Here is a 26071-nt window from a genome sequence, read left to right on the forward strand (position 1 = left end):
AAAAGAAAATGCGGATTTTCAGCGTTAGCTCACGCAGATTTTACAAATTTATTAATCTTCTTTCCATCCGATCCTGAAAAGACTGTTGAGAAATCCTGGCTTCGCATCGCTTTTTTAAGGTAGCGTTAATTTTGCGGGTGACTATATATGTCGCAAAATATATATTGTACTTTTGGTGCAATCAGAAGTAACAGTAGAACCAACCCGGAGTTCCATGCACAGAATATATTATATGTTGTTTTTCCTCTTGCAGTGCGGGAATATGGTATCAGCCCAGTCCGACTGGAGATTAATTGCAGAGGATGAGGGAATCAGTGTATTTTCAAAATCGGTGTCTACGAGTAAGGTGAAGGCTGTGAAGGTGGAGTGTACATTGGAAGCATCGGCATCACAGCTCGTAACCCTGTTAATGGATTTGCCAGTGGCTATACAGTGGGTTTCGCATACAAAATCCTGCACATTGGTGAAGAGAATATCACCTTCGGAACTCTATTATTACTCGGAAGTGGCATTGCCCTGGCCGTTAGAGAACCGCGATTTTGTTGCGCATGTGCGTGTTACACAGGACGCGATTACCAAAGTGGTAACAATGAATGCGCCGGCAGTTCCGGGCTGGGTAAATGAAAACAAGGGTGTTGTCAGAATACGGAAGTCACTAGGCTACTGGACAATTACTCCACTTGCCGGAAATAAGGTGCAGGTGCAATACACTTTACAGGTAGATCCGGGAGGGATTATTCCTGCCTGGATGGTGAATATGCTGGCGGCGCAGGGACCGATGGAGAGCTTTAAAAATATGAGGCAGCAAATCAGGCTGCCCCGTTATCACAATGTTTCTCTTCCGTTCATTACAAACTAAGTTTTTATTAAGCCAATATTTTCCTGTTTCCATTCAGGAAATAGTGTCGCACTGTTTTTCAGGTGTAAGTGCTGCGTGGCAACTTCGCTGAATACGCTTCTGAAGTCAGTAGTTACAGCAAGGTCACGTTTGTCTTCCAGGTTATCTTCAGACAATTCATCCACACGCCCGTATACCTTTCCGCCCTGAACATTATTTCCCAAAATGAAATTACAGGACGCCCTTCCATGATCCGTTCCTCTGGTTCCGTTCTGGCGAACGGTTCTTCCAAACTCGGTCATCGTCATAAGCATTACGTCATCCTGATACGCGCTTAAGTCGTTCCAGAACGCGCTGATGCTATTACTCAAATCTGCAACATTACGTGCAAAAACACCATTGTCTGTTCCCTGATTGAAGTGGGTATCCCAACCGTTCGATTCAGCAAAAGCAACTTCAAGCCCGACGTTCATTTTAATAAGCTGGGCAATCTGTTTCAATGCATTTGCTAATGCTGAGCCAGGGTAAGTAACTCCTTCGGCAGGTTTGTAATTTTTTAAATCCGCTGTCTTCAGAATTTTCATAGCTTCAAAACTTTCCCTTCCGGCTTCCTGCAGCAGTCCCGAAGCAGTTTTGTCGTAAAGCTCTTCGAAGCTTTTGGCAGCCATATTGGTTCCTGCCTGGTTGCCGCGCATTTGAATAGAAAAGTCCTGAAGATTGCTGATGGCGACAGAGGGATTATCGCCGTAAAAGGAGCGTGGCATCGCAGAGGTAAGTGCTACTCCCGCAAATGGCGACAGATGATCTTCCTGCAAAAGTCCCAGTGCTCTGTTGAGCCATCCACTTGGCGTTCCTTTCTGGAACGGAGTGCCAGACTCCATGTAATCCTGCGCGTCGAAGTGTGAGCGGGTAGTATTCGGGGATCCTATACCGTGTACGATGCCAAGGCGTCCTTCACGAAAAAGAGGTTCAAAAGCCTGCATAGAAGGGTGTAAGCCAAATTTTCCGTCCAGATCAATCAATGATTTTCCGTTAGCAGATTGTGCAGCAGACATCATCAGATTTGGTCTTGCAGCTTTCAGGAACGGATCATTAAAAGGAGTGACGGCCATCAAACCATCCATCGCACCGCGTTGAAAAATACAAATGAGCGTCTTCCTTTTATTGAATGGCATTTTGTTTTGTTCCGCTGCCACAGCTCTTGCAACAAATGGCGGTATACTACCTGCCAGCCCAATGCCAAACAGGGCCAGTCCGCCTGATTTTAAAAATACTCTTCTTGAAGTTTTCATAGCATGTTATGTTTTAACGTCGCTGATATTCGGGAGAACCGATGATCACACCTACAACCTGGGCCAGCATGGTGACATTTTCTTTCCTGGCTGGTTTGGCAGTAGTTGTTGTCTTGTTTGCAGCCTGCATATCGTTGTCGTTTCCTGCTGTGGCCTGGCTGGCTTTGTTCACTTTTTCACTCAGTTCAGGATCATTTAGCATAGGCTTAAGCCGTTCCACTGTTTTGGCAAGATCACGTTCGGGGATGATCAGCTTGCTGTAAGTGACCAAAGCGGCTTGTGAACTTTCAGGTTCATGGTACTGGTTCAGAGCGGGTAGATCAGCCCGGATACCTGAAATTTTACCAGAGGCCAGTGCCAACCCAAAATTCATCCTATTCAGCAGCGCTCCCGTGTTAATCCAATATTGCCCCTTGTCGGGAAAGCCTGTAGGTGCCTGGTAGGAATATATTCTTTCACCCATTCGTGAGATCCAGTTAAATAAAGGGTAGGGGTCTTCCACTTTCGCATTCAAACTGCGGATGGCCCCGATGGCTAGTTCAAACGGAGATTTAGTCTTTTCACGTAAGGCGCCGGGTTCCCAGAATTCCCTGGCCGAAACCATGGTAATCAGAACAGCTTTGATATCTCCTTTTTGCGAAAGGAAAGTTTTACTCATTTTTTCAACCAGGCTTTGCACGGGCTGATCGCTGACAAAACGGGTGGCTATTTTTTTGCAGATAAATTTTGCAGTCGATGGATGGATGGCCAGATCGTTCAATAACTCAACCCCTTCTGCGTATCCTTTGTCAGGTCCGTATTGTTTACCCAATACCGTCTTAGTACCGGCATCATGCCTGTTGGCAGCGAACAGAAAATCCCCGTCTCTTACAAAGCCCTCTTTTTCAAAACGTGCGCTGCGTTCCAGTGCCTTTGTTTTTCTGTTGACCTGAAACGGGTAAATGGTCCAGCCGGTCAGTACCCGTGCTGCTTCGGTCACATCCTGTTGAGAATAGCCTCCGTCAACGCCCATGGTATGGAGTTCCATTACCTCCCTTGCATAGTTTTCGTTGATACCTTTCTCTTTTCGTATTTTTTTGAGTCTTGCGATCAGGGTGTCGGCGACAGCGCCGGTCGGTGCAGCAGGTTGTGGCTGCTTTTTATCTTTCTTTTTATTAAACGGATTATTATCCGATGCGCTGCTGAAATTGTCAAGATAATACAACATCGCAGGTGATTTTGCAGTAGCTATCAACAGATCACTGAAATTGCCCAATGCCTGAGGCCGGATTACGTCTCTTTCGTATGCAGGAATAAAATGAGAGCAATCATCCTTGGTTAGCGACACATTGAAATGATTAAACCAAAAACTGGTCATCACTTCCTGTAACTGATTTTCACTGTAAACCGACCGAAGTATTTTTTGATTGATAAACTGCTGGTTAAGATCCTTCTGAGGCCTGAAACCATTGGAAGCCATATAGTTGTCGATCGCAGCCCGGTACTGCGGACTTTTCGACCCGACGGAGTCTTTACTGATAATACTATCGTTGATCGCCATGCGCACGACCTGAAAGTTTTTGGGAAAGTTCAGCAGTACTTCTTCATTACTCAGGTTGATAGCATCGTATGCGCCTAATCTGCTTTTCAAAGAATCGTCTTTGTAGGTGGCATTCAGCTGACTTTCAAACCATGCCACGAGCCCTTGCTTTACCACTGCATCAATTTGTGAGGGCGTGGCCCCAAAGGTGAACCTGCTCAAAAGGTGAGCAGCTGCCTGGCGGTCATTGAGTCCTGCAGCTTTGTATGGAAATTTGATTTTCGGTGGCTCAGCAGGATGAAATGAATAGAACCAAAAACCGAAAAACAGTAATAGGGGAAACGAAATACGTTGTATCCTTTTCATAACGAGGTTATTGGTTGAGGAATTCAGATCCCTTTGACAATATAAAAACCTTAGGTTTAATACCAGTTCAGATATTGATCAGAATTTTATAAAAACCTTGCCCGACATGGTTACTAACGCAGTATAGCCTATTCCCGATACCTGCAAATACGAAAAAACCGGTGCATGTTCGCATGCACCGGTTTTCTATTATGCTGGAGCGCTGTTACTTTTCAGCGCCTATGATATCTTCCCATCGATAGTAATGAAATACTTTTCCTTCCGACATCGCCACAAAAAGGCCTTTTTTAAACTGGTCATTCAGCGCAACGTTTGTTACATCCGAACCATCACTTTTAAAAGCAGTTACCTTTACAGACTTGATCATTTTATGTTCGTGCGGATTGCTCGCACTACCTTCACGAGGGAAAATCTGGAACTTGCCTGCTCCCTGATCCGAAACCAGAATGTAGCCTGTTTTTTCACCTGTTTTGTAAATGGATATTCCCTCGTTGTCTTCGGTGACACCCACATTTGCAATGAGAGCAAGCTCATTGTTACCTTTTTCAGGCTCAGCATAATACTTTCTTACGCCAACCTGTTCATCGGAATAATAGACGTATCCGCTTTCATTGTCAACTGCGATAGATTCTATTTCCTTTTTGCCGCTATATTTGCCGAACTTGCGGACAACTTCCGCAGCTACGTTCCCGTTTCCTCCGTCCGAAAGTTTGTATTGCCACAAATAACCTTCCGCCGGTCCGGATTTACGTCCTACAATTGCAAAGATCGCTTTGTCGGATGGTCGGGTGTACAATGATATTCCCATCGGAGCCTGAACGGTTTCACCTTTGAACACTTCAATGCCGCCATTGTCAATCGCCTTCATATCAGGCAAACTGAAGATACGTATTTTGTTGGCTTCGCGTTCTGTTACGACTGCTATATCGGTCGCCTTTCCATTGATCATCAATCCATAAGCAATATCAACATTGTTGGGACGTTTCAGATTTCTAACTACCTTATCAGCAATAATTTTCCCTTGTAAATCGAAAACATACAATGCTCCGTCAATGTCTTTGTCAGTTCCTATGATCAGACTTTTGGAAAGATCTTCCGGATTCAGCCAGATAGCAGGATCATCAGTATCATGCCTGACAGCCTCAGTAATAATCACAGGTTTGATAGCTGTGGAATCGCTGTTGCCGTTAAGACCGCTTGTTTTTTTTCCGCAAGAAGTGAGGGCAAGCAGGAAAGCCAGCGAACATGCGGTAATGGTATATTTGATCATAAGTTAGTGTTATTTAGAAAAACCTGAGTCTGAATAAATCAGACCCAGGTTTTAAACTTCATTTGTCAGTTTTAATTATTTGGTAAGGTCGAATTTGATACCGATGTTATAACGAGGACGGTAGTATTCAGCCTGTACAGTGCGTGATGAGATGCTTTGGTAATAACGCAACGGCTGGTTAGTCAAATTGTTCGCTTCAGCAAATACACGTAGATTTTTAGTTATCTTGTAAGATGCGTTGGCATCCAGGAAGAACTGCTTGTCATAGTAAATATCATCAAAGTCACTACCTCCCAATGCATCCAGATAAGCAGCGGTGTAGTTGGCTGAAAGTCGTGCAGAGAAACGTTTATTTTCCCATGACAACGACGCATTGAACATATGAGGAGCAGTTCCAGGTAATGTTACATCATTTCTTACATCACCATCTTCGTTATAAACACCTTTTGCAAATGACTTGGTGAAAGTATAGTTGGTATAAATTCCAAGGTTTTTCAAAGCGCCCGGAAGGAAATCAAGCTGACGCTGGAAAGCTACTTCAAAACCGAATACATTCACATTCTCACCGTTTCTCGACTGGTAGAAATCCCACAGCTCACCAGCGGCAATCGGGTTGCTGGCACCAGGGAAATCTGCTGCGAAGTTGGCTGTGTTGTATGATTGATTACGATATGTGTAAATAAAGTTTTTCAGATTTTTGTAGAAAGCACCACCTGAAATAAGGCCCACAGATTCAAAATAGTTTTCTGCCATCAGGTCAAAATTCCAGGAGTAGGTTGCTTTCAGATCAGGATTTCCGGCTCTGATCTCTCTGTCGCCCGGAATGGTGCTGATGTAAGGAGCAAGAGCGTAGTAATTAGGACGTGCAAGTGCAGTAGTGGCAGCTGCACGCAGGATGAAATTATCTGTTGCGTTATACTTGAAGGTCAAGCCTGGAAGCAAGTTCGTATAGCTGTTTTTTACAGTACGCTGTCCTGTAAGTTCTTCTTCATCTTCGATCATATTTCCGGTATAGTCGATTGAAGTGTTTTCCAGACGAACACCGGCAATCATAGATAGCTTGTCAGAAAAATCCTGATCCCAGCGTACATATCCGGCTACGATGTTTTCCTTCGCATTGTAGTTAAGTCCCAAAAACTCACTTGGCACGCTTTCCGATTCAAATTGAGAAGTATTGGTCAGGTTAAGATTACCCAGGAACTGCTTCGAAGTAAAGACACCAGGAATCAGATGTGATCCGGCCTGAAAATCGCCTGCATTCCAATTTACTGTAGAAGTGCTTCCAAGTGTAGCATAATCATCCTCATTTACAGGATTGTATACGAAGAAGTTGTTGTTGCGATCCTTTGTTTTCAATCTCAAACGTCCACCTACACGCATACGACCTTTCTGATCGGCAATGACATACAATGGGAAACGAACATTTACTTTCGCACCAAGTTCTGTTTCTTCCGTAAAGTCATGGTTTTCGCTGATCTCATTCAATCCCAATGAACCTGCCGAAAGGTTGGTAGGAGTGAACATCGGGGAGAAGGAATCTCCGTTGTAAGTGATCTGGCTACCGCTTTTACGGAAGTTGATGTAGCGTTCATTAGGACGGTCTTCGCTTGCTGTTGAATAACTTACAGACCAGTCCATATCAACTTTTGAACTCAACAGGTGATCGCCTTTTACAGAGTAATTCTGTACCTTCTGTGCTTCAAGTCTGGTTCCTTTGTTGCTGCTGTTTTCAATACCCCCTTTTGTCTGACGGCTGATACGACCTGTGAATCCTGTAATGCTGTTGTTGTCGTCATATACAGGGGCGATATTATCAGTACGCAGACGGTAGCGGTTTTCAAGATCGTCGCGCCAGTTGTACATCGCGTTGGCAGTGATGGTGTGGTTTTGGCCTAATTTGAAATCAAATGCGGCTGAAAGACTTCTTCTGATTCTTTGTACGTCATATTTTCTGATATCCGACTGACCAATGTAAACATTGCCGAAATCATCTTTGCTCCATGTAGCTTCAACATCGTCAGAACCGTAATTGTTATTGTTGTACGATCCGCTCAGTACCATTCCTATGGCATTTTTTGCAAAACGATTGGCATACACAAACCCTCCTGTGTAAAGCGCTTTTCCGCGGATAGGGTTAAAACCACTTGATAATGTTGCCGAGATGCGTTGTCCGTTTGGTGCTGCACGCGTTACAAGGTTTACTGAACCGCCAATAGCATCAGCGTCCATATCCGGCGTAAGGGTCTTGTTCACTTCGATGGTTGAAATCATATCTGAAGGAATCAAGTCCATTTGCACGCGACGGTTGTCTCCTTCCGCAGATGGGATACGATCGCCGTTCATGGTTACGGAGTTAAGTTCAGGAGCAAGGCCTCTCACAATGATGTTACGTGCCTCTCCCTGGTCATTCTGCATCGTAATACCCGGCACACGCTTAAGTGCATCGCCGATGTTGGAATCCGGGAAACGACCTACCTGATCCGAGGATATAATGTTACTGATGTTTTCGTTGTTACGTTGCTGGTTCAGCGCTTTGGCTTGCCCTTTCAAACGGTCACCTAATACAACAACTTCATTCATGTCAAGGCTTCCTTCATCCATTACAAGCTGGATGGAAGTGATTTGGCCCGATTGCACAGTAATTTCTTGTTTGTGATTCTGATAGCCGATGTAAGTAGCTTCCAGTGTGTAAGTTCCTGACGGAACACTCAGAAATTCAAACTTCCCCCTTACATCAGAAACTGTATATTGATTTCCCGGAGAGAGTTTAAGAGTTGCCCCTGGCAGCGATAGTTTTTGACTGTCCATGATCGTACCTGTGATAAGTCCCTTTTGGGCAAAGGCGACAGTTGCAAATAGCAACAGGCAGAGTGTAATTAGATTTTTTGTAGATGTAAATAAGTTCATAACACTGGTTTTGTTCGGGTGCAAAGGTCTCCTTGCTGTGTTACCCTTGTGTTAGTTCCAGATTATGAAATTGTTAACACCGAAAAATTGATGTTTTAAGTGATTGAATTTCAGTCGATTGTCTGCTATCGGGATTGCCTCTGATAATCCGAAATTGTCTGAAATGAAGTAGTCTGATTGATTAATAGTTGAGTAATGCCGATCTCTGACAATAGAATGACAGGAATACGCCAGTTGCAGGAATATGTTTTAATTATGAATCAATATATACTCCGACAACACTTTTGGGGAGTCGGATTTCTGTAGAAGAAGCCTGTTACCCTGACTGCTGATGATGTCAAATTCGTAGTTTTCATTAGGCTGAGAAGTAGCTGTAATCGTCATGTTTGTAAATAGCAATTTCTTATAATTGCCGGACAGTGCCCATTCACCTGAAAGCTTCACACCACCTTTGTTTGTCATCTTCACCACATTTGCATCCGTAAGATCAATGGTAAACCTGGAGTAAGCTCTGCTGGCTCCTTCAACATTGGCAGCATCAAAAACAACTATTCCATTTTCTTTAATGCTCATTACTTTCCAGTCCTGCCTGATATTGATTGTATCTATTTCCCGTGGTTCACAGCTTAGGACCGTGCATAAAAGTAAGGCAGCTATAAGTAGTTTTCTCATAAGCGAAAAAATGAAAGATATTTTGAAATCTCAGGATTAAACAAGTTTTATTAATCATACATAACACCTCAGGAGAGTGACTGGTATTGGAATGATTACATTTGATAATTGGTAAAAGTAGGGTTACAAACTTATTTTACATCCTCTGATATTTGAAATATAGGTTTATTTATAAGCATTATGAAATATTTACCTCAGGTTACACGAAGGAAATTTGTTAAAAATGCGCTTGTACTGGCTGCCGGATTACCGGTTGCTTCGTCTTTTGCAAAGACAGAAAAGAGCAGCGTCCTACAGGCTGGAGCTGTTCCGTTGAAGTGGCTTGATTCAAAAATAAGCGCGGAAACAATTGGCACGACATGGGGTGTTCCCTGGCCAAAAGGAGCGCTGAAGAAAAACTCCTCTTTTTCTTTGCAAAGTCAGGACGGAAGGGCGATACCCGTGCAAAGCTGGCAGACAGCTCAATGGCCGGATGGTTCTGTTAAATGGACAGCTCACGCCATTTCTGCACAGCCGGATATAGCCGGCGGATTATTGCTAAAGCCTGAGAAAGCATCAGCCGTATCTGGGGGGATTAAGGTTTCGGAAAATGCAGATATGATCAGCATTGATACAGGTAGAATTGTTTGCACGGTTAACAAAAAGGGCAAATTGATCATTGACCGCATAGAACGGGATGGGAGACTTGCGGCAAAAGATGGCCGGCTGGTGTTACAGGTACAAAACCAACCGGACGCAGAGCCCGGTGAACAAATCAGAACCGAGTTTTTTCAAGGTGAAATAAAGGAAGTTTTAATTGAGCAGAGTGGCCCGATACGTACTGTACTCAAAATAACGGGCTCACATGCGGCTGAAAATAAAGCCTTATTACCATTTGTTGTCAGGCTGTACTTCTATCAGAGCAGCGATGCGATCCGTGTTCTGCACACCATTATATATGATGCTGATGAAAGCAAAGATTTTATCAGCGGCATTGGTTTGAGACTAAGTGTACCTCTGGAAGACGAACTACACAATCGGCATGTGAGGTTTACCGGTGAGGACAATGGTGTTTTTGCTGAAGCTATTCGTGGTTTAACAGGTTTACGACGCGATCCGGGAAAGGCTGTGACAGATGCCCAGATTAATGGTAAAGCAACTCCATCCACTACCGAATTCCCTGACAACGTTTCAAAAAGACTGCACTATATACCTGCTTTCGGAGATTATACACTTTTCCAACCCACACCCGATTCATTTGAAATACAGAAAAGAACCAAAGCCGGACATGGTTGGTTGCAATCGGCTTTTGGGAAAAGAGCTACAGGAACAGGTTATCTGGGTTCGTCAAAAGGTGGGTTTTTATTTGGTATAAGGAATTTCTGGCAAAGCCATCCTGCTCAGCTTGATATCCGCAATGCGCATACAAATCTGGCCGAAATTACCCTGTGGGTCTGGGCTCCAAAGGCTTCTGCCATGGACCTGCGCTTTTACCATGATGGCATGGGACAGGACACTTTTGAAAAACAACGCGATGCGCTTGAAATTACTTACGAGGATTATGAGCCGGAGTTTGGTCGGCCTGTAGGTGTAGCCAGAACCAGTGAAATGCAATTGAAGATTTTAGCCGCAACTCCTGAAAATGCTGAAATTGCTGCTATTGCAAATGCTATTCAACATCCGGCGCAACTCGTAGCAGAGCCGGCGTATTTTGCACAAACAGGTGTTTTTGGCGGGGCGTTCAGTGCAGTAGTAAAAGGAAATCCGGCTGAGGAAAAAATCGATAAGCAACTAGACTTTTATTTTGATTATTACCATAAACAAGTGGATCAGCATAAATGGTATGGTTTCTGGAATTACGGGGATGTAATGCATGCATACGATAACGACAGGCATACATGGCGCTACGATGTAGGCGGCTATGCCTGGGATAATTCAGAGCTTTCTACCGATCTATGGCTTTGGTATTATTTCATGCGCACGGGGCGAAGTGATGTATTCCGGATGGCGGAAGCTATGACAAGGCATACAGGGGAAGTGGATGTACACCATATCGGACCATTCAGTCCGCTTGGTTCGCGGCATAACGTGATGCACTGGGGATGTAGCGCGAAGCAACTGCGTATCAGCACTGCTGCCAACCGTCGCTTCTATTATTACCTTACCGCGGACGAAAGGGTAGGCGATTTAATGAAGGAACAGATTGATGCAGATAAAACTTTGCGGACGATTATTCCGGGAAGGAAAATCGGGCAGACCGCACCTGCCAATGATCCGAAGGGAGAGCTTGCCAGTATTTCTTTTGGAACGGATTGGGGAGCACTGGCAAGCGCGTGGCTCACGGAATGGGAGCGGACCGGTGATGAAAAAGTGAAGACCAAATTGCTGAATTCTATGAAAACCATTGCTGCTCAGCCTCACGGGTTTTTTACAGGAGTATCCATTATGGATCTGAACACAGGTAAATTTCAGATGGCTCAGAAAGGAAAGTTGTCTGTTTCGCATCTGAGCGCTGTATTTGGCCTTGCTGAAATATGCGCGGAACTGATCGCAGTTTTCGATATACCTGAATTTGAAAAAGCCTGGGTGCAGTATTGCGAATTGTACAATGCAACACCAGAGGAACAGAAGCGCGTTTTGGGTCAATCGCTTACCAAATTGAATCTACGGCAGGGACACGCACGTCTTACGGCATTTGCAGCACTGAGAAAGAAAGATGCAAAACTTGCGGACAGGGCGTGGGATGAATTCTTTGAAGGAGGCGCTGGCATTAAGAGTCAGTCGTATGATGTAAAAAATCTCACCGGACCTCAGGTAATTATGCCTATAGAAGAAGCAAAGGGAATCTCCACAAATGCAGTGGCACAATGGGGACTGGCAGCGATGCAATGTCTGGCTTATGCAGGCAGATACCTGAAGTAAGTGTGATTAATTGTGAAACAGAAAGACCAGCCTGCTTGAACCGGGCTGGTCTTTCTGTTTTCTGCCGGCAACATTTCAGAGATTCTTCAATTCGGAAAGGCCTGCCAAAGCTTCATTTTCGATAGAGACAATGGACTCGTTGATGTCTGCAGGCCAGATATTATTTTTCAAACTTGCTTCCAGTACCTTGTATTTGTCAGCGACCGGAAGTAAGCCAACTGAAAACAGGGAAGAGCGATATTTGTGGATGGCCTGAGCCAGGGCATTTGCATCGTGATTTATATTGGCTTGTCTTATGATCGCAAGTTGTGTCGTACTTTCTGTTTCAAACATGGCAATCAGTTCATCGCGAAGTTCCTCACTGCCACCGGTAATTTCATTCAGGTAGGTCAGGTTTAAAGTGCTCTCAGGCATATGTGGTGTTTTTTGTATTGTTACTTTTTTATTCTCGTCATCCGACGCAACATCCTTTCCTGTCACTTGCAGAATGGTGCGGATTAATTCATGCTGTTTGAAAGGTTTTGAAATATAACCATTGGCGCCTATGCTCAAACATTCCTCCTTTTCACCGACGAGTGCGTGGGCTGTCATGGTGATGATGGGAAGGGTGGCCGAAATCTCCTTTCTGATTTTTTTTATTGCTGTGTAACCGTCCATCACAGGCATTTGGAGATCCATAATCACAAAATCGAATATCAGGTTTTGCTGAAGAATCTGGATTGCTTCGTAACCGTTATTAGCAATTGTGAATTCCAGACCCAGCCTTTCAAATATGGCTCTCAATAGCTTCTGATTTAGTATATTGTCTTCGGCAACAAGCACGTGAAGTTTAGGCAGCGTTGTTTCAGCAGGTTGAAGCAACTTATCTTTTTGCTCGTACGTATCATCCGGTAATACCTTAAAGGAGCACTGTATTATGAACTGAGTGCCTTTTTGAGCCTCGCTTTTTACTTCGATCGTACCGCCGAGTAATTCTACAAGGGATTTTACAATACTCAGTCCGAGTCCTGTGCCACCGAAAAGCCGGGTTGTACTCTCAGAAGCCTGCACAAAGCGATCAAAGATTTCATTCAGCTTGTCAGGAGCAATACCGATTCCCGTATCCTCTATGGTAAATTGAAGATCCTGTTGCTCATTGCGTATAGGAGAAATAGCAGTTACACTTAGTTTAACCTTTCCTTTTTCTGTGAACTTCACAGCATTCCCACATACGTTTAAAAGGATTTGCGTAAGGCGTAACTGATCTGTATCTATGATTTTGGGAAGACCTTCGGCTAGCTTAACTTCGTAGTCAATACCTTTTTCGCGCGCTCGCTGACTGATGAGTACAGAAACAGAATCAATCAGTTCATTGAGTGAAGTAGGTGTTTTTTCCAGCTGGACATGACCGCCCTCAATTTTAGAGAAGTCAAGTACATCGTTGATCAGTTCCAGCAGGTTTTTACTTGCTAATTGTATGTATGTTACAAATTCGAGGCTCTTGTGGTCTTTCAGCTCACCTTCCAGCAGATTGGTAAAACCGATGATCGCGTTCAGTGGTGTACGGATTTCATGACTTACATTGGAAAGAAATACGTCCTTTACACGAAGTGATTTCTCCGCCAGAATACGTGCGTTTTCAAGCATCGTCTGGTAATTGACACGTTCTGTAATGTCGCGGAAAACAGTGATCGCACTTACAATTTCTCCGTTGGCTTCGTAAACCGGACTTACATTTGATTCGAGGTTTTTAATCTTACCATCCAGTAGAATATTAAGCTTATTGCCGGTATTTTTATAACCGTATAAGGCCTTGTTTACAGGTAGATCATCGGGTTCAATTGTTCTGGCTATATCATCCCAATAAGTGTAGTTCACATATTCAGATAATGTTTTCAGATCTGGCACCACTTCATTCTTCAGACCGAGCATTTCTCTCCCTGATTGGTTCAGCAGCCCTATTTCCTTATCGGAATTCAGCACCATGATACCGTCGGGTATGGCTTCAACGTATTGTTTGAGAACAGCTTCCTTTTTATTCAGTTCAGCCTGCATCATGCGCTGGCGGCGTTGCTCACGTACCATGAAAACAAATGCCGCCATAGTGAGAAAGAAACCGGCCATAGTGGTTCCGGTTATTGCACGCGTCGTATCTCGATGTGTGCTGACTACCAGTTTACGGCGGTTTTCCAGATTCAGATTTTCGTAACGATCAATCTCTGATATCTTATTCATCAGCAATTGGTTAAGCCTGATTCCTTCGCCTTGCCGGATCATGGTCTTCGCTTGCTCAGTTCCCTCGATCTGATATGCCTTCATGACTTGATGGGCAAACAAGGCAATGCGGCTGGAAATTTCCAGCAGATCCTTCACTCTGGAAGTCTGTTGATTGTCTCCCTTTATTAAGTTGAAAAGCGTATCACTTACTTCGATCAATTCAACGCGTTTCAGGTAATTGTCTCTCAGAAGTGCCTGGTTATCAGTATTCAGAAAACTGTGCATATTGAGTTGCAGATCCTTGGCACGTTGTCCGAAGTTGGCAGTCTGATGTAGAATTCTGGTCGTTTTATTGAGTCCTATATTATGCTCACTCAGATTCTCCACACTTTTGTATGCATAGTATTGGGATCCCAATATCAGCATCAAACCAGCACAAATACTGAGAAACGGTCCCCGGAAGTTTCTATTTAATAAAGTTGAGAGCATATAACACTTTTCTCAGTTATTACTGAAGGGCAAATAATAATTCGGAATAAACTGTGCTTAAAGGCTATACCGTGACCAGCGCTTCCGCATTGCCGAAGTTCCTACATTTCTCGTTAAAATTGTATATCGTAATGAATATTATTTAAAAGAATCGACATGCATTGTCTTATAGGCTTGATTACCAGTTGTAGAAGTAATTTTTAAACTGGTATATGAAGAGGTATTGATCGAAAAAAGCAAACGCTATTGACCTGACTGAAGCCTCGTTTTCAGCCGGCTCAGTGTTTCAGGAGAAAGGTTGAGATAAGTGGCCACCATTTTGTTGGATAGCCGTTTGATTACATCAGGATATTCATCCAATAGTCGTGTATATCTTTCTGTGGCATTCATTGTGAGGAAAGACATGAGCCTGTTGGTATTATTCACATAGGCTTTTTCCAGAAAACTTCGATAGAACTTTTCCCATGCCGGAATGATTTCGAGCAGGTAAAAAAAGTCGTCCTGCTCAATGTACAGTAAATCGGCATGCTCAACAGATTGTATGTACTCAGGGGAAGGTTTGTGGGTAATAAAACTAATTAGGGCTGCGGCGATATCATTTTCGAATGCAAAATAACGTGTTGCCTCGTGACCTTGTTCAGTAATGAAATAGATTCTTATACACCCTTTACCAATAAAAAATGTCCTTTGGCTGGTCTGTCCCTGTGAGATAAGAATCTGATTTTTTCGCGCCTTCATAGGCTTGAAGTAGGAGAGAATTATCGTGAGCTCATCCTCTGTCACTTCAATTCTATCCGTTATGTATTTGGCTGCCTGGTCATAAATGTTTTCCATCAGATTTTGTTCTAAGGTCTGGAGGTAACCTTTTCTGCGAGTTTTCTCGCGTTGGGAATAATTATAAATGCCGCAAAGTAGGCCACCGGTAGCATCACACTCCACGCTTTGAGGAATTTGGAAAACCATTCTGGCCCCATTCCGTAGTTACGCATAATGCCAACAAACGCCATAATCAAAGTCATGGGAACCACTACAAAGAGGGTATTAATGTATTTAAAATGTTTCTTTTTCATGCAAGCCTTTATCAGTTAGCCGGCAAAGATGCTGCTGAAAGATTTCCAAAACATTGATCCAGGTCAAAAGTATATAAAATCGGCACTCATTGATGTTGGCGTAAAGCAGAAAAGGTACTCACCCTATGGCAAGTACCTTTTTCCTGTACAATATGCTTGACTATTGAACCAGTTTACAGTGATTTAAGATCACTTTCAGTGAGCCCAAGTGCAGCCGTTGCAGCGTCCAGACTTTTCCAGTTAACCTGGCCATTTAAACGCATGGCAGTTGCAGGAATAGCAACGACACGGATATCATCTACCTTTCTTACAGGAGCATTAGTGACGCCGTTGGATTTTCCTGTCCAATCTTTTTGAAAGATTTCTGCATAAAATACCTTTTGCGCATATCCATGGTAATAAGCAAATGTGCTTTCGACGTTACCAGGAAAGGTAACTGTAGCCGGAAGCGCCCAGTATACACCATTCGATTTTAGGAAAACCAGCACCGCAGCATTTCCCCAGAAAGTTTCTTCAGCGGCAGTAGTTGCGGGAATGTCCACAAAGATGTAGCCGTTTTCATCTGTAGAGTCTACTCCAAGGGAATAATAGCGAGCTGCCCCGCTGACACCCGTATCGCCTTTTGGACCGGCAGGACCTACAGTACCTGCATCGCCCTTCGCACCGGTAGCTCCGGCAGGCCCCACAGCACCATCTTCTCCTTTACAGTTAACAAGTAGTAAGGCAAGTCCGAAATAAGCAAGGAAGGATATTTTTTTTAACATGTTCGTATAAGATTAGTTATGAATAAATGGTAAGGTACTAGCGAGTGATCAGTACACGGTGATTGGTGGACGATCCGTCATGATGAGTCAGCTTAACTACATAAAGTCCGCCAGACAAATTTTTGACCGAAATACCATCCGAATTGATGGAGTTTGCCTGAAACGCCGTTACGCCGTCAGTTGTAACTAATGCAATTTGCTTCACAGAGACCAGATTGGCATCATTCAGGTAAAGTACGTCTGAAACCGGATTTGGATAAACACTAACCGCTCTGTCAGAGAAATCTCCAAAGGAGACGGTTTGAATGCTGCTATTTGCAAATGTTTCATCAAGGTCAACCATTTTAAGGCGATAGTAATTGATACCGCTTAATGGTGTTACGTCTGTAAAATTATAGCTATTCGTGGCAGTTGAGTTTCCGTTGGAAGCTACGCTGCCAATGATCTGCCAGTTTTTTGAATCTGCACTACGTTCTATATCAAAACGACTTGAATTAACCTCTTCAGTTGTGGTCCAATTAAGCTGAGCAAGAGTGCTTCCTTCTTTTGTGGCCCGAAATGAACTCAGTTTTACCGGGAGTGGGGTGTCGACAGGAATGATCAATGAGCGAAATACGGAAGGATTAACTGAGCTCGTCCAATATGTTTCTCGTGACAATGGCGATTCCGGAGAAGGTCTTGTGGCTGCAACTGAGGCCGACGTCACAATTCCGTTTAATACTGGTACAGAAACGGATACCAGTCTTTGTGCAGCCGCAGTAAGATTCGCACCAGTACCTCTGGTGAGTGAGAATGCTAAGCGTGGACCCGTACCTCCCAATACATTATTTGTTACGACAGGCGAAGTGGAAATTCCATTACTGGTTACTGTAGGGTTCCCTACTTCTGTAGCGCCTCCTACCAGTGTGAGATCTATTTTGATCTCAAATGTTTCCCACGGGGCAGCTGCTGTCGTGTATGCAGGTTCCACGGAACGCGCCCACACATCCATAGAGAAACTTCTTCCATCCGGAGCAATAGTTATATTTCTATACTCAATAGCCGTAAGCCTTTCCTGTGCCGTACTGACACCGACCATGGCAACCGTTGCAAGGCAGGTCAAATAAAAGTTTCGAAGCAACTTTTTCATAAGGTGTGAAGATTAGTAGATGTTTTGAGATTGAATTTTTTAATGAATTATACGTAAGCAATTAGTACTATCGGGATAAATAATCAGTCTGTTACATATCCTGCCTGTCATTTACAATTTGTATGCCAAATTTACGTTTCAATCGATTTTGATAAATTATATAGAAATTGTTCATGTAGTATGATTTAAAATAAATCTACGAACCTTAATTCATTCGTGTAGATTTTAACGATTTAATAATCAGAAAGTTGGAGATTGGCTACGTAGGGATTGTCGAAATTTATCTTATGGTGTTTCAAGAAAATACGAGATCTTCGACTGGTACGTGTCGAAAAGGGACAAACTGAGTATTGAATGCCGCAAAGAATGTGTCTACAACTATACGTTTTGGGGCGTTGTGTTATTTTGGGATTAGTTTTGGTATACTTGCCACATGAAATATCTAAAAGTAATTACGCATGATACTTTCTTTCATGCAGACGAAGTAGTGGCTATTGCTTTGCTCAGACGGGCAGGATATCAGTTGGAGCTGATCCGAACAAGAAACCAGGAAGTATTAAACGAAGCAATCACTGATGCAACTGTGGCAGTAGTAGATGTAGGGGGAGTGTATGATGCAACCATGCTCAACTTCGATCACCATCAGGATATGAGCCTGCAATCTGCAGCCGGACTTATATATGAACATGTAAAAAATGAAGTTTGCCCCGTGGAGGCGCAGCCTTATTTCGAAAGATTCATTGCGAGTATAGACGCCGTGGATACCAACCGGGACAATATTTTTGCAACGCTCGACTTGCTGCCAAAGGGTTTTCGTAATACTTCCGCTTTGATCGGCGGGTTTAACAGAGAAAATGTAAGCGGAGAGGAACAACTGGGGAATTTCTGGCGTGCAGTAGATTTCGCTGCATTAATTATTGAAAATGAGGTCAATTCGGCTTTGAAAAAAGCGAAGTCAGAAGCTGCCTATGCAGAAAGACTCATTTTGGACAATAACGTAGCTGTTTTTGAGGCACATTCCTCTGTATGGAAATCTAAGAAGGAGCATCTTTATGCAGTAATGTCTCATGCTAATGGATGGCAGATCAATAGCAGGGATACAACTATTGGACAGATTCCTGAAAATGTTTCGGAATGCGAAGGATTCGTTTTCAGGCATAAGAGCGGATTTATGGCTGTTATTAAAGAAAGGGAAACTGCTGTTCAATTCGCTGCCTCATTACCGTCTTTCGAATTTATACCTTCTTCGGGTGAAGCTGTTTAATACAACCTTTTCAGGAAAAGTTTAAAAAATATCTGAAACTCTCACAGAAAATTACAGTATATAAAAAGAATTATCGCTTTTGGTAGCCATTATTGCGGGCAGGTGAGGATGGTATAAGGCCATAATCCGGTTCGCAACAATGTTTTGCCATTACCAATTGTATGCGATATGAAACTGTATTCTGATGATCCGGAGCTCTGGAATTCCTTTAAAGCAGGAAATAAGAAAGCGTATGAAATCCTGTTGAAAAGGTATTATGCGCCACTTTTTCAGTATGCTACCCGTTTTACCAAAGATCGTGAGCAAGCCGAAGACTGTCTCCAGGAAAGTTTTATTTATCTCTGGGAACACCGTGCGTCATTGGGATCGCCGGAAAGTGTCCGGTTTTATCTGTTCAAGACAATTCGGAATAATGTATTTCTTGCTCTGAGGAAGAGTGCTATAGAAATCTCTGTACCATTCTGGATGGAAGACGAGTCTGATTCAGAGAGCAGGTTAATCGAATTCGAGACCAAAAATTTTAACGAAAGAAAGCTTTCTCATTTGATGGATGGGGTACCTGAGCGTCAACGTGAGGCATTGTATCTTAAGTATTTTCAGGAATTATCTGTAGATCAGATTGCTACGGTTATGGGCGTCAATAAACAAACAGCCAGCAACTTTTTGTACAGAGGTCTGAATTATCTGAGAGAACAATGGTATCAGTTGTCTGTAGTTTTATGCTGCTTTGTTATTTAAAATAGGGCCTTTGAATCGTCATTTCTGCATACTTCGAAAAAAAATGCTTTTCAAAAGGGTATAAGTAGAGAAATCCACTCTAAGTGTTATACCAGTAAATACGAATTGTAAATTGTCCAGCAACGAAGATATAGAGCTCCTGCTCAGCGATCCCGATTTCCGCCAGTGGATAAGTCATCCAACAGATGCACTTGATACCTACTGGCATGCCTGGCTGCTGTCTCATCCCGATCAGGAGGATAATTTCTATCTCGCAAAGGAAATAATTCAGTCGCTGCTGGAAGATGGGCTTTCTGTTTCTGAGGAGTCTGTTGCGTATAATGTAGAGGGAATCCTGGACAAAACGATAAGAAAAAAAAGAAGAATCACTTCTGACTTCAGCTGGTTTTCTGTCGCTGCCAGCATACTATTGGTTGCTGCGCTCGCTTATTACAATTTCAGAAATCAGGATAATCCGATTAGTGGTAAGAGGACTGCCCAGAGCGACGTACGTTGGTTACAATTCGCTAATTCAGGAAAGGAGCCCGGACATATTACGCTGCCAGATGGAAGTACCGTAATTGTTCTTCCTAATAGCAAAATAGTGTATCCTGAAAAATTTAGTGACAGTTTGCGTGGAATAGAGCTGACGGGAGAAGCATTTTTCGAAGTAACGAAAGATCCGCACCGGCCATTTGTCGTTTCTTCAAGCCGCTTAAAAACAAGCGTACTTGGCACAAGTTTTAGAATAAAAGATGTTAAGAACGAGGCCCCGCTTGTAAGGGTCAAAACGGGAACAGTTTCCGTGAATTTTACACCACACACAGATGATTCCGAAAAACAGCCCAAATCTGATGTAAAAAAACTTATCCTCCAGGCACATCAGGAAGTAAAGTTCAGCGACTTTATTTCCGGTACCTTACCTGTTCCTTCCGCTGTGGATGAGGGTACTGCTGGTGCCGGGAATCTTCCGATTGAAAGTAATAACTTCATTTACAGGAGAACACCTGTTGCAGAGGTGTTTGAAACCCTGAAAAATACCTATGCTGTAAGAATAAAATATGATGCTGAGAAGTTACAAAACTGTACGCTTACAGCACGACTGGGTGACCAACCTCTTGTAGAGAAACTACGTATGGTGTGCCTGGGTCTGAATCTTCAATTTGCTATCGATAAAAATGGTTTGGTCACCATATCCGGTGACGGTTGCCACTGATTTCTTCTGATCAATTTCTGTTTAATATTCATTTTCAGTCTGTTATTGTAATCTCACGCGCTCTATATTTCAGAGCAACTGTGAACACTATCTGAACAGAAATAAAAATTGAATCATTTTTTGAAAAAAATTCAGTTTTGGAGGGTATGGCATTCGGGATTTGCTCTAATCGATATATAAATCAATAATATATGTCTTTTATACTATTTACTAGCTCATCTATTGGTGTCAGTCCGAAGGCTGGTCACGTAACTCTTTATTCAAAAAACAGCCATTTATGAGAAAACTTAACTTTTATCAAAATCAATCCATGACATTTCGCCGCATGGTGATGGGTCTGGGATTGGTGCTTGTCTTTCTGGGTACTCCTCAGGCGAGAGATCTTCGCGCGCAGGAATTTCTGAATCAACGCATATCTGTCTCTTTCCAACAAGGAAAAGTGGAAAAGGTGTTGGAATATCTGGAGGGGAAAGCGGGTGTCAATTTTTTATACAGCCCGGAACTGATCGACGCCAATCGTAAGATTTCGTTTGATATGCCCAACACGCGGTTTTCTGATATTCTGGAGGGGTTATCTCAGAAGTTGCAGATCAGCTATGAAATTTCCGGCAAGACAATCATCCTTAAGCCGCAGGCAACCAATAAGCCCAGGGTTACTACTGGAATGAATACATCCGCTGTGGACAAGACGATTTCTGGTGTGGTGTTGGATGAAAATGGAACCGGATTGCCGGGTGTAAATATTCAGGCAAAGGGAAGTACGGTCGGAACCAGCACTGATATTGATGGAAAATTTCGTCTTTCAGTTCCTGATGATGTAACAGCCTTTACATTCTCGTACATCGGATATATTACCCAGGACGTTGCTATCACCAATAGCAATGAGCTGAAGGTCAATCTGGCACCAGATACGAAAAGTCTGAGTGAGGTGGTAGTTGTCGGTTATGGAACTGTGAAAAAGAAAGATTTGACAGGGTCTGTGGGATCAGTTGACGCAGAAAAAATTACATCCCGCGGTACCACTTCCGCCTTGGGTGCGATTCAGGGTGCTGTGGCAGGTGTTGATATCAGCAGCAATTCGGTGCGTCCGGGCGGTGGCTTTTCCATTCAGATCCGTGGGCAAAACTCCCTGGCAGGTGGCAGTCCCCTGTATGTGGTTGATGGTGTGGTAACCTCTGATATTAACTTTCTGAACCCCAATGATATCGAGCAAATTGATATTTTGAAAGACGCGTCTTCTACGGCAATTTACGGTTCCAGGGGTTCTAACGGGGTTGTAATTGTTCGTACTAAAAATGCCGGAAAGCCTGGCGGAACGCGTACACAGGTTACCTACGACGGATATTACAGTATCAGAGAATTGGCCCGTATTCCTGACTTTATGGATGGGAGAGAATGGGTTGATTTCCGTACCTCAGCTTATTATCAATATGCAAACGGAGCTTATTCATTGCCACAAAAAGGGCCGATTTTGCAAAACAGTCCGTTGCTCGAACGCCGTTTGTATGAAGAAAACTACGAGGATTGGTTGAAACTGGGAACGCGTAGCGGAAAGCAGCAAAACCATTATCTGGGTATTTCGGGTAATAGTGATAAGCTTTCCTATAACCTGGGTTTGGGTTATCAGAATGAAGAAGGAAACTTTATCAATGAAGATTTGAACCGCTATACTATCAAGTTGTCAGCAGAACACAAGGCATCCAAGTTTTTCTCTGCAGGGGGAAGCGTGAATATGACAATGGGTATCAATAACTCGGGTAGCCAAAATGGTTACCGCGATGTATTGCGTATGCCGAATATTCTTGGAGCTTATGATGAAAATGGTAATCTGATTGAGCAACCGGGTATCGCAGCTTCTATTCAGGGAACAGGTAACTTCACAAGTTCGCCAAACCCGCTTCTGGAGATTAACAGCGGAACTGAAGAAATTCGCAGATATGATATTTTGGGTAGTATCTTCGCTGAGATTCGTCCTTTCGACGGACTTTCTTTTCGTTCTTCCTTACTTCCTCGTTTCAACAGAAGCAGAACAGGTCGTTACTATGGTGTGGTAAACGGAAACCGTAGCCAGGATCATGCGTTTCAGTCCAACACAGAAAACTTTGAGTTTACATGGGACAATGTCTTGAACTATACAAAAAGTCTGAACGGCGGTCACAATATAAATGTATCCTTGATTCATAGTGCTTTCAAAACTCGTTTTGAGCGTATTCAGGCAGCATCTAACAATCTGCCTTACGATTCACAATGGTATAATTTGTTCAGCGGAACACTTGTAAATGCTAGTTCGAATACCGCTTATTCTGAAACAGCACTGCTTTCGTATGCTGCCCGCGCCAACTACGATTACAAAGGAAAATATTTTGTAACCGGTACATTGCGTTACGATGGTAGTTCCAAATTGAGAGACAAATGGAAGGCTTTTCCATCTGCGGCTCTGGCCTGGAGAATCTCCGAAGAACAATTTGCAAAAGCACGTTTTCTGTCTGATTTGAAAGCACGTGTGAGTGTTGGTTTCTCTGGTAACAACAATGGGATCAGCGCTTACGGAGCACAGCAAACTCCTGAAACAGGGAGTCTTGTATGGTACGACTATGACGGAAGTGTGGTATCTGGTTTTGCGCCAGGTCGTCCTGTGAACCAAGGTATTACCTGGGAAAAAACACGTGAATTAAACTTTGGTATCGACTATAGCTTGTTCAACTACCGCGTATCCGGTGCTATTGATTTGTATGATAAATTGTCGGATGGTTTGCTGATGAGCCGCGCACTTACCATTGAGTCGGGCGTACCAAGTATGACAGACAACATCGGGTCCGTAAGCAACAGAGGTATAGAACTTTCTTTGCAAACTATCAACTTACGTACCGAAAATTTCCAGTGGAGCACTGACTTCGTTTTCTCACGTAACCGTAATGCGATTGAGTCCCTTTATGGTAAAAAAGAAGATGTACCGGGTGAAGCCCGTTTTATCGGCAAGCCTATCAATGTAATTTATGATTACAGATTGACAGGCATCTGGAAAATGTCAGAAGCTGAAGAAGCTCTGAAATGGGGACAACAGCCTGGCCAGTCGATCGCTCAGGATCAAAATGGTGATGGAAGGATCACAGCTGCAGATGACAGAGTAATTTTGGGTAGTCCTGATCCTACATGGACTGGAAGTGTGACTTCGAATATTCGTTATAAAAACTGGGATTTCTCTTTCAACTTCTTCACACGTCAGGGAGTATTTGTAAATGACCGTTTCTTAGAAGAATTCGGACCAGGCAATAACCAACGCGGAAGGCCGAAAATTAACTTTGATTACTACGTTCCGCCAGGGGTAGATCGTTACGATTGGAATACATGGGGAACAAATGCTGCCGGCGCTCCTACAGCTACATGGGGAACAAGTGGCGCTGGTAACGAAGATGCGAAGTATCCTCATTCGGTGAATGCCGGACCTTATAACGGAAACAATGGTAACTATACCAATGCGTCGTTCGTAAAGCTTCGCAACATCACGTTAGGTTACACATTGCCATCCAAAGTGTTGGAAAGAATGAAAATGAGCCAACTGAGAATTTATGGAAACGTATTGAATCCGTTTACTTTCACAAAGTACCAGGGATGGGATCCTGAATATGCTACAACAGCCTTGGCAAGTGGTAACGGACCAAGCAACATCACTTACCAGATCGGAGTTAACGTTAAATTCTAAGCGAAATCACAATGAAGAAAATATTTAAACCACTCGTTGTCGTAGCGCTTATGCTTACAGGGTGCAGCGACTTTTTGGAAGAAGATAACAAAGGAGGTATCTCAAACGACGACTTCTATAAGACAGAAACCGGCTATCAGACTCTGGTAACTGCTTCTTACAATACCCTGCGGACATCGTATCGCAATACGCCATGGCTGCAGTTGGCCGGAACTGATATTTATAACTTATCACGCGGATTTGCAGAGCGCGGACTGATGGAATATGAGCAACTTTATCCTGAGAATGGCCAGGTGAAGACGTTTTATCAAAACAGCTATAACGCAATACAAACCATTAACATGGCTTTGTATTATAGCGATATAGCACAGCTCAGCGATGCAAACCGTAAAATTTTAACAGCTGAACTGAAGTTTCTGCGTGCGTTCTACCATTTCCTTTTGGTAGAGCAATTTGGTGGTATAATCATTAACAATGAGGCTACTTTTGCGCCAAGAATGGATTTGCCACGTGCTTCACTGGCGGATTCTTACCAGTTTATTATTTCAGAAATGGAAGCCGCACTTCCTGATCTGGGAACTGCCAAGGCGAAGGTGAATAAGAGAACTGCGAACCATTATCTGGCGAAGGTGTATCTGACACGGGGCTGGGATTTGGGAAGTAACGCCGATTTTGAAAAAGCGAAAACTTACGCAACTGCTGCGATCAACGGTCAGAATATTACGATACCATTTGAGCAGCTTTGGTCACCAACCAATCAGAACAATGAAGAGGTGATATTCGCAGTACAATATGACGCAAAATCGATTGCTTCTGAATCTGACGGAAATAATCAGCAGGGAATTTTTGGACCTTACCTTGGAGGGTCGGAGTTGAACCACAAGTATATGAATGGGAATATCTTCCCGTCGTGGAACCTGCATAATTTCTTTAAAGAAAACGATGCACGTTACGAAGCGACGTTTATGCTGACAATCTATGATCAGTATTTTGATTACTATGATGCTTCGAAAAACAAGAATACGATTCCGATCCGTGCGCATTATCCGCGTGTATGGGGCAGGGAATATACTGCTGCTGATTCGATAGCCTACCGCGCTGCACATGCCGGACAGATCGCAAGCAATTTCCGTTTCTATCCTTTCCGTTCGGACGAAAACCGCTACAGGGCTTCTTTCGAAAGTGATATGTTTATGCCGGTTGTGAAGAAGTTTGACAGTCCATCGACCAGAGCGATTTTCAATACGCATGCAAGTGTGAGAGATATCGTATTGGCGCGTGTTGCAGAAACCTACTTCCTGTATGCGGAAGCATGTATAGGTCTGAATGACTTACCAACTGCTGCTCAGTATGTGCAAAAGGTGCTGGATCGTCCGGGCAATTCGAAGAATGGAACGAAGCTGGTGCCAAATGTTGACATCGCTACGGCAGGTAGCCAGATTGCCGCTTTGGACGCTTACCACATTGAAACTGCCAAAGAATTTGTGGGCGAATATAACCGCTGGCCTGAGCTACGTCGTACTAAAAGGCTGAAAGACCTTACCGGACGTTACAATTTTGATATCAGACGGATAGGAGTGAATGCAGCATTTCTTGGGATAGGTGGAGCCGACAAGATTTACCGTCCCATTCCTCAGGATGCGATTAACCTGAATGATGCTCAGATTACTCAGAATCCGGGTTATCAATAAAATGAAATTACTTTAAGGGAAACCAAAAAAGAAGGGTGATGCCACAGTTTGAGCATCACCCATTCTT

At 43.4% G+C, this 26071-nt stretch carries 17 protein-coding genes; 7 read left to right on the forward strand and 10 right to left on the reverse strand.

The annotated features are described in order from the left end of the window. Positions 1-214 precede the first annotated feature (214 nt). On the forward strand, positions 215-859 hold the full coding sequence (locus tag DSL64_RS21980; RefSeq protein WP_229217182.1) for an START domain-containing protein: 645 nt from the start codon (positions 215-217) through the stop codon (positions 857-859). Here the strand turns inward: DSL64_RS21980 and DSL64_RS21985 are convergent. From DSL64_RS21985 to DSL64_RS22005, 5 genes are all read right to left on the reverse strand, one after another. Further along, on the reverse strand, positions 856-2130 hold the full coding sequence (locus tag DSL64_RS21985; protein ID WP_115833097.1) for a DUF1501 domain-containing protein: 1275 nt from the start codon (positions 2128-2130) through the stop codon (positions 856-858). The genes DSL64_RS21980 and DSL64_RS21985 overlap by 4 nt on opposite strands. 13 nt (positions 2131-2143) lie before the next feature. Continuing rightward, on the reverse strand, positions 2144-4015 hold the full coding sequence (locus tag DSL64_RS21990) for a DUF1800 domain-containing protein (protein WP_115833098.1): 1872 nt from the start codon (positions 4013-4015) through the stop codon (positions 2144-2146). Positions 4016-4220: 205 nt separating this feature from the next. Beyond that, a complete protein-coding gene (locus tag DSL64_RS21995; RefSeq protein WP_115833099.1) occupies positions 4221-5285 on the reverse strand; it encodes a phytase in 1065 nt (354 codons plus the stop codon). 75 nt (positions 5286-5360) lie between these two features. Continuing rightward, positions 5361-8192: a TonB-dependent receptor gene (locus DSL64_RS22000; RefSeq protein WP_115833100.1), complete on the reverse strand. Its 2832-nt coding sequence runs from the start codon at positions 8190-8192 to the stop codon at positions 5361-5363. Between the two features lie 249 nt (positions 8193-8441). Beyond that, positions 8442-8864 (reverse strand): hypothetical protein, encoded by a 423-nt coding sequence (locus DSL64_RS22005; RefSeq protein ID WP_115833101.1) that lies wholly within the window; start codon positions 8862-8864, stop codon positions 8442-8444. 180 nt (positions 8865-9044) lie between these two features. Between DSL64_RS22005 and DSL64_RS22010 the strand changes: the two genes are divergently transcribed. Next, positions 9045-11765, forward strand: a complete 2721-nt coding sequence (locus DSL64_RS22010; RefSeq protein WP_115833102.1) for an exo-rhamnogalacturonan lyase family protein — start codon at positions 9045-9047, stop codon at positions 11763-11765. A gap of 75 nt (positions 11766-11840) precedes the next feature. Here the strand turns inward: DSL64_RS22010 and DSL64_RS22015 are convergent, their stop codons facing one another. From DSL64_RS22015 to DSL64_RS22035, 5 genes are all read right to left on the reverse strand, one after another. Next, a complete protein-coding gene (locus tag DSL64_RS22015; protein ID WP_115833103.1) occupies positions 11841-14450 on the reverse strand; it encodes a hybrid sensor histidine kinase/response regulator in 2610 nt (869 codons plus the stop codon). 243 nt (positions 14451-14693) lie between these two features. Further along, positions 14694-15284: a Crp/Fnr family transcriptional regulator gene (locus tag DSL64_RS22020; RefSeq protein WP_199539466.1), complete on the reverse strand. Its 591-nt coding sequence runs from the start codon at positions 15282-15284 to the stop codon at positions 14694-14696. Positions 15285-15295: 11 nt separating this feature from the next. Next, the gene (locus tag DSL64_RS22025; protein WP_115833104.1) at positions 15296-15520 is read right to left on the reverse strand and encodes a DUF2798 domain-containing protein; all 225 of its coding nucleotides are present in this window, start codon (positions 15518-15520) and stop codon (positions 15296-15298) included. A 173-nt stretch (positions 15521-15693) separates the two neighbouring features. Then, positions 15694-16284, reverse strand: a complete 591-nt coding sequence (locus DSL64_RS22030) for a collagen-like triple helix repeat-containing protein (RefSeq protein ID WP_115833105.1) — start codon at positions 16282-16284, stop codon at positions 15694-15696. Between the two features lie 37 nt (positions 16285-16321). Next, the gene (locus DSL64_RS22035; protein WP_115833106.1) at positions 16322-17413 is read right to left on the reverse strand and encodes a T9SS type A sorting domain-containing protein; all 1092 of its coding nucleotides are present in this window, start codon (positions 17411-17413) and stop codon (positions 16322-16324) included. Between the two features lie 433 nt (positions 17414-17846). On the opposite strand from DSL64_RS22035, the gene DSL64_RS22040 reads away from it, so the two are divergent. The 5 genes from DSL64_RS22040 to DSL64_RS22060 all read left to right on the forward strand — a co-directional run bounded on the left by DSL64_RS22040 (position 17847) and on the right by DSL64_RS22060 (position 26004). Beyond that, positions 17847-18677, forward strand: coding sequence for an MYG1 family protein (locus DSL64_RS22040; RefSeq protein WP_115833107.1), 831 nt, complete (start codon positions 17847-17849; stop codon positions 18675-18677). A gap of 168 nt (positions 18678-18845) precedes the next feature. Then, positions 18846-19415, forward strand: a complete 570-nt coding sequence (locus DSL64_RS22045) for an RNA polymerase sigma factor (protein ID WP_115833108.1) — start codon at positions 18846-18848, stop codon at positions 19413-19415. Positions 19416-19527: 112 nt separating this feature from the next. Next, complete coding sequence (locus DSL64_RS22050; protein WP_115833109.1) at positions 19528-20610, forward strand: FecR family protein; 1083 nt, start codon at positions 19528-19530, stop codon at positions 20608-20610. A 277-nt stretch (positions 20611-20887) separates the two neighbouring features. After that, complete coding sequence (locus DSL64_RS22055) at positions 20888-24313, forward strand: TonB-dependent receptor (RefSeq protein ID WP_115833110.1); 3426 nt, start codon at positions 20888-20890, stop codon at positions 24311-24313. Positions 24314-24324: 11 nt separating this feature from the next. Then, positions 24325-26004 carry a RagB/SusD family nutrient uptake outer membrane protein gene (locus DSL64_RS22060; RefSeq protein WP_115833111.1) on the forward strand — a complete coding sequence of 560 codons (1680 nt, stop codon included), beginning with the start codon at positions 24325-24327 and terminating at the stop codon, positions 26002-26004. Positions 26005-26071 lie beyond the last annotated feature (67 nt).

Origin of the sequence: Dyadobacter luteus (assembly GCF_003383615.1) — a bacterium.
Classification (GTDB): domain Bacteria; phylum Bacteroidota; class Bacteroidia; order Cytophagales; family Spirosomataceae; genus Dyadobacter; species Dyadobacter luteus.

Coding starts and splice junctions, on each gene's coding strand:
- DSL64_RS22015 (WP_115833103.1), bottom strand. CDS start 14,450: ATGCTCTCAACTTTATTAAATAGAAACTTCCGGGGACCGTTTCTCAGT.
- DSL64_RS21980 (WP_229217182.1), top strand. CDS start 215: ATGCACAGAATATATTATATGTTGTTTTTCCTCTTGCAGTGCGGGAAT.
- DSL64_RS22020 (WP_199539466.1), bottom strand. CDS start 15,284: ATGGAAAACATTTATGACCAGGCAGCCAAATACATAACGGATAGAATT.
- DSL64_RS22005 (WP_115833101.1), bottom strand. CDS start 8,864: ATGAGAAAACTACTTATAGCTGCCTTACTTTTATGCACGGTCCTAAGC.
- DSL64_RS22000 (WP_115833100.1), bottom strand. CDS start 8,192: ATGAACTTATTTACATCTACAAAAAATCTAATTACACTCTGCCTGTTG.
- DSL64_RS21990 (WP_115833098.1), bottom strand. CDS start 4,015: ATGAAAAGGATACAACGTATTTCGTTTCCCCTATTACTGTTTTTCGGT.
- DSL64_RS22030 (WP_115833105.1), bottom strand. CDS start 16,284: ATGTTAAAAAAAATATCCTTCCTTGCTTATTTCGGACTTGCCTTACTA.
- DSL64_RS22040 (WP_115833107.1), top strand. CDS start 17,847: ATGAAATATCTAAAAGTAATTACGCATGATACTTTCTTTCATGCAGAC.
- DSL64_RS21995 (WP_115833099.1), bottom strand. CDS start 5,285: ATGATCAAATATACCATTACCGCATGTTCGCTGGCTTTCCTGCTTGCC.
- DSL64_RS22045 (WP_115833108.1), top strand. CDS start 18,846: ATGAAACTGTATTCTGATGATCCGGAGCTCTGGAATTCCTTTAAAGCA.
- DSL64_RS22035 (WP_115833106.1), bottom strand. CDS start 17,413: ATGAAAAAGTTGCTTCGAAACTTTTATTTGACCTGCCTTGCAACGGTT.
- DSL64_RS22025 (WP_115833104.1), bottom strand. CDS start 15,520: ATGAAAAAGAAACATTTTAAATACATTAATACCCTCTTTGTAGTGGTT.
- DSL64_RS21985 (WP_115833097.1), bottom strand. CDS start 2,130: ATGAAAACTTCAAGAAGAGTATTTTTAAAATCAGGCGGACTGGCCCTG.
- DSL64_RS22055 (WP_115833110.1), top strand. CDS start 20,888: ATGAGAAAACTTAACTTTTATCAAAATCAATCCATGACATTTCGCCGC.
- DSL64_RS22060 (WP_115833111.1), top strand. CDS start 24,325: ATGAAGAAAATATTTAAACCACTCGTTGTCGTAGCGCTTATGCTTACA.
- DSL64_RS22010 (WP_115833102.1), top strand. CDS start 9,045: ATGAAATATTTACCTCAGGTTACACGAAGGAAATTTGTTAAAAATGCG.